The organism is Streptomyces sp. NPDC055078, assembly GCF_053607985.1.
This window is the reverse complement of sequence record NZ_JBSGUP010000649.1, coordinates 1-4,629: the sequence shown is the minus strand read 5'-3', so window position 1 is coordinate 4,629 and position 4,629 is coordinate 1. Positions and strand designations below refer to the sequence as shown.

3 protein-coding genes and 1 pseudogene are annotated in these 4,629 nt (G+C 71.1%); 1 reads left to right on the top strand and 3 read right to left on the bottom strand.

The genetic code is table 11. From position 1 onward, the window contains the following. Window positions 1-74: 74 nt before the first annotated feature. Together ACWF94_RS34045 and ACWF94_RS34040 are read right to left on the bottom strand one after the other, a co-directional pair. The gene (locus ACWF94_RS34045) at window positions 75-1,775 is read right to left on the bottom strand and encodes a DUF885 domain-containing protein (protein ID WP_453497569.1); all 1,701 of its coding nucleotides are present in this window, start codon (window positions 1,773-1,775) and stop codon (window positions 75-77) included. Between the two features lie 183 nt (window positions 1,776-1,958). Next, window positions 1,959-2,450 carry an Lrp/AsnC family transcriptional regulator gene (locus ACWF94_RS34040; protein ID WP_453497566.1) on the bottom strand — a complete coding sequence of 164 codons (492 nt, stop codon included), beginning with the start codon at window positions 2,448-2,450 and terminating at the stop codon, window positions 1,959-1,961. Between the two features lie 59 nt (window positions 2,451-2,509). On the opposite strand from ACWF94_RS34040, the gene ACWF94_RS34035 reads away from it, so the two are divergent. Beyond that, entirely contained in the window at window positions 2,510-3,814 is a 1,305-nt protein-coding gene (locus tag ACWF94_RS34035) for a trans-sulfuration enzyme family protein (protein WP_453497563.1), read from the top strand. On the opposite strand, the pseudogene ACWF94_RS34030 reads toward ACWF94_RS34035, so the two are convergent. Then, window positions 3,789-4,629 (bottom strand): annotated as a pseudogene (locus ACWF94_RS34030) (N-acetyltransferase family protein); the annotation flags it as partial. The gene ACWF94_RS34035 and the pseudogene ACWF94_RS34030 overlap by 26 nt on opposite strands.

Here is a 4,629-nt window from a genome sequence, read left to right as displayed (position 1 = left end):
ATCAGGTTGACGTGGACCTGCTCGGGGGTTCGGGCCTTCGCGAGATTCAGGACGAGCGTCTGCAGCGTACGTAGTCAGAGCTTCGACAGCTCGTCGACCAGATCGTCCAGCCCCAGTGAGCCCTGCGAGAGCGCCGCCATGTGCCATGCCTTCGCGTCGAACGCGTCGCCGTGCGCCTTGCGCGCGTTCTCCCGGCCCAGCAGCCAGGCGCGCTCGCCGAGCTTGTAGCCGATCGCCTGGGCGGGCATGGACAGATACCGGGTCAGCTCGCTCTCCACGAAGTCCGCGGGCCGCCCGCTGTGGGCGCCGAAGAACTCCTGGGCCAGCTCCGGGGTCCAGCGCTCTCCCGGGTGGAACGGCGAATCCGCCGGAATCTCCAGTTCCAGGTGCATCCCGATGTCCACGATCACCCGGCAGGCGCGCATCATCTGGGCGTCCAGATAGCCGAGCCTGCACTCCGCGTCGGGCAGAAAGCCCAGCTCGTCCATGAGCCGCTCGGCGTACAGCGCCCAGCCCTCCATGTTCGCGCTGACCCCGCCGACGGTGGCCTGGTAGCGGGAGAGCTGATCGGCGACATGCGCCCACTGTGCGAGCTGGAGGTGGTGGCCGGGTACGCCCTCGTGGTACCAGGTCGAGGTCAGGTCGTATACGGGGAACCGGGTGGCGCCCATGGTCGGCAGCCAGGTCTGGCCGGGGCGGGAGAAGTCCTCCGACGGGTTGGTGTAGTACGGCGCCGCCGCGCCGCCCGGGGGAGCGATCCGGGACTCCACCTTCCGTACCCGCTCGGCGAGTTCGAAGTGGGTGCCGTCCAGCGCCTCGATCGCCTCGTCCATCAGCTGCTGGAGCCAGACCCGCACCTCCTCCACGCCGTCGATATGGCGGCCGTGTTCGTCGAGGTACGCGAGCGCCTCCCACGGGGACGCGCCGGGCAGGATCTTCGCCGCCTCCGTCCGCATCTCGGTGAGCAGCCGGTGGTACTCCGACCAGCCGTAGGCGTACGCCTCGTCCAGGTCGAGATCGGTGCCGTTGAAGTAACGCGACCAGCGGGCGTAGCGCTCACGGCCCACGGTGTCGGGCGCGTCCACGACGGCGGGGGCGTACACCTCGCGCATCCAGTCGCGCAGGGCGGCCAGCGCGTCCGTGGCGATACGGGCCGCCGCGTCCAGTTCGGCGCGCAGCGCGTCGGGGCCGTCCGCCGTGAACTCCTCGAACCAGCTCCGGTCGGTGCCCAGCCACTCCGTCAGCTGGCCGATGTTCGTACGGGTCGCGCGGGGGCCGCCGAAGAGGCTGCGCTCCAGGCCCAGTTCCAGGGAGGCGCGGTAGCCCTCCAGCGCTGCGGGGACGGCGCGCAGCCGCTGGGCGATGGCCGCCCAGTCCTCGTCGGTGTCGGCCGGTGTCACCGTGAACACCTCGCGCACCTCGTGTACCGGCGAGCTGATATTGCTCACCGCGCGCAGTCCCTCCTCGGCCTCCCGTACGGCGAGGTCGGCCGTGAGCCGCTCGCGCAGCAGCCGGCCGCACCGCCGCTCGATGTCGCTGTCGGCCCCCGGTACCTTCTCGGACTCGTCGAGCCGGGCGAGGGTCTCCCGGGCCAGCTCGGCGATTTTCTTCTGACCGGCGGGTGAGTAGTCGGGCAGGAGAGCGGAACTCTCCTTGACCCCCAGATGGGTACCGAGGGCCGGATCGAGTGCGATGAGGGCGTCGACATAGGCGTCGGCGACCTGCCGGGGCAGTGGGCTAACGGTGGTGACCGGGGTGCTGGAGGTGTCTGACATGCTCATATCCTCATACGAGCAGGGTCTCCGCGTCACCCCGGTTCCGGCCCCTCGACCCGTCGGCCTGTCGTGCGTCTGCGGCAGGCCGGACCTCCGCCAGGTCCGGACCTCCGCCAGGTCCGGACCTCCGACAGATCCCCGCCCTTCGCTGATCCGGACCGGCCACGCTGCTCCAGGTCGCGGCTACAGACCGGGAGGACGGTTCACCGGCGGCAGCAGCGGGCCGCACTCCCACTGCTGGAAGATCAACCGCGTCTCCACCCTGGCGACTTCCCGCCGCGAGGTGAACTCGTCCACCACCAGCCGCTGAAGATCCGCCGTGTCCGCCACGGCCACATGCACCAAGTAGTCGTCGGGGCCGGTGAGATGGAACAGCGACCGGGACTCGGGCAGTGCCCGGATACGCTCCACGAAGGTGGCGATCAGCTCCCGGCGGTGCGGACGCACCTGGACCGAGAGCAGTGCCTCCAGACCCCGGCCGAGCCGCGCCGGGTCCAGCGCCAGCCGATGGCCGAGAATCACCCCTGACCGCCGCAACCGGGTCACCCGGTCGAGACAGGTGGAAGGAGCGACCCCCACTTCTGCGGCCAGATCGCGATACGTGGTCCGGGCATCGTTCTGTAGCAGCCGGAGAATATGCAGATCCACCGGGTCAAGAGCGACGCTTTCGGCCATATGCCGAACGTAACACGGCCGGGAACCACTACCTTCCGGTAGTTGTTCACGCTGCGGTCATGGAGAACACATCCGCCGCTCCCGTACCCCGGGCGCTGGCCACCGAAGCGGTCCATGCCGGACGTGATGATCTCGCGCGGCTCGGTCTGCACGCTCCACCGCTGGATCTGTCCACCACCTACCCGTCGTACGACGCCGCCGCCGAGGCCGAACGGATCGACACCTTCGCCGCCACCGGTGGGCGGCTGGCGGGCCCGCCCGTCTACGCCCGGCTGGACAATCCGACCACCGCCCGCTTCGAGACCGCGCTCGCCCGGCTCGAAGGCGCCGAGAGCGCGGTGGCCTTCGCCAGCGGAATGGCCGCGCTCACCGCCGTACTCCTCGTCCGCGCGAGCATGGGGCTGCGCCATGTGATCGCCGTCCGCCCGCTGTACGGATGTAGTGACCACCTTCTCGCCGCCGGACTGCTGGGCACCGAGGTGACCTGGACGGACCCGGCCGGGATCGAGGCCGCGATCCGCCCCGACACCGGTCTGGTCATGGTCGAGACCCCCGCCAACCCGACCCTCGTGGAGGTCGACCTCGACGCCGTACGGCACGCCTGCGGCTCCATACCGCTGCTGGTCGACAACACCTTCGCCACCCCCGTGCTCCAGCGGCCCCTGGAACACGGGGCACGGATCGTGCTGCACAGCGCGACCAAGTACCTGGGCGGTCACGGCGATGTGATGGGCGGGGTGGTGGCCTGCGACGAGGAGTTCGCGGGCAGTCTGCGCCAGGTCCGCTTCGCCACCGGAGGGGTGCTCCATCCGATGGCCGGATATCTGCTGCTCCGTGGGCTCTCCACCCTTCCCGTACGGGTCAGGGCCGCATCCGCGACCGCCGCCGAACTGGCCTCCCGGCTGGCCCCCGACCCTCGGATCGCCCGGGTCCACTACCCCCGGATCGGCGGGGCGATGGTCTCCTTCGAGGTCCACGGCGACCCGCGCGCGGTCATCGCGGCCGTCCGGCTGATCACTCCCGCCGTCAGCCTCGGCAGCGTCGACAGCCTGATCCAGCACCCGGCCTCCATCAGCCATCGCATCGTCGCCGAGTCCGACCGGCACGAGGCGGGCGTCGGCGACCGGCTGCTGCGGCTCTCGGTCGGCCTGGAGGATGTCGAGGACCTCTGGCGCGATCTGGATCACGCCCTCAGCGCTCGGCCTGCTCGAAGCGTCCCGGCCCCCGCTGCGCCGACGGTGCCCGCTGTGCCCGCTGTGTCTCCGACAACTGGTGTTCCCGGGGCGACAGCTGGTGGTCCCGGGGTACGGCACGCCCGGGACCACCGTCCCGGTCCGCTGCCGACCCGTCCAGCCGGGCGGTGATCACCAGCGTTCCTCCCTCGATCTGGTAGTCGAGGGGCAGACCGAGGCCACGCATGGCAGCGACCATGCCGGTGTTGGCGGACTGGGTCACGGCGTACACATTCCGGCAGCCGGTCTCCTGAGCGAGCGCGACCAGCCTGCCGAGCAGCTCGGAGCCGATACCGCGCCGCTGCCAGGCGTCCTCGACGAGGAGCGCCACCTCGGTCTCGTCCCCGTCCCAGAGCAGATGGCCGAGGGCCACCAGCCGGCCCGACGCCGTCTGCGCCGCGAGGGTGCGCCCGAAACGCGGGCTGAGCAGATGGCCGAGGTAGCGGTCGGCGTCACCGACCGGGCCGTGGTAGCGCAGCCGCAGGGTGGCGTCGGAGCACCGCCGGTGCATCGCCCTGGCCGCCTCGGCATCGCTCCCGTCCGCCCGGCGCACAGTGATCTCATTGCCCTCCGGGAGGGTGAGGACATCACGACCGCGCGGAATCCGCGGCCCCAGATGGGCATCCAGCTCCACCAGCGCCCGCGCCCGCGCGAACTCCGTCGGGGTGAACGGCAGATGGGCCCGCTCGACGATGATCGCACCGCCGTCCGGGTCACGCAGCCGCATCACCGTCTCCTCCAACGCCCCTTCGGCGGGCGGCAGATCCCCGGTCGGACGGCCGGTGGGGGAGACCGCGGGCAGCGAACTGATGGTGCACCGGCCCAGCAACTGGCGCAGGACGAGCGGCAACTCGGCCGCGTCCAGCGCCGTACGGGTGGCGAGGCCCAGCACCCTGGTCGGGGTGTCGACGAGATCGTGCGCGTCGGCGCGCTCGATCCAGGTGGCC

Coding starts and splice junctions, on each gene's coding strand:
- ACWF94_RS34040 (WP_453497566.1), bottom strand. CDS start 2,450: ATGGCCGAAAGCGTCGCTCTTGACCCGGTGGATCTGCATATTCTCCGG.
- ACWF94_RS34035 (WP_453497563.1), top strand. CDS start 2,510: ATGGAGAACACATCCGCCGCTCCCGTACCCCGGGCGCTGGCCACCGAA.
- ACWF94_RS34045 (WP_453497569.1), bottom strand. CDS start 1,775: ATGTCAGACACCTCCAGCACCCCGGTCACCACCGTTAGCCCACTGCCC.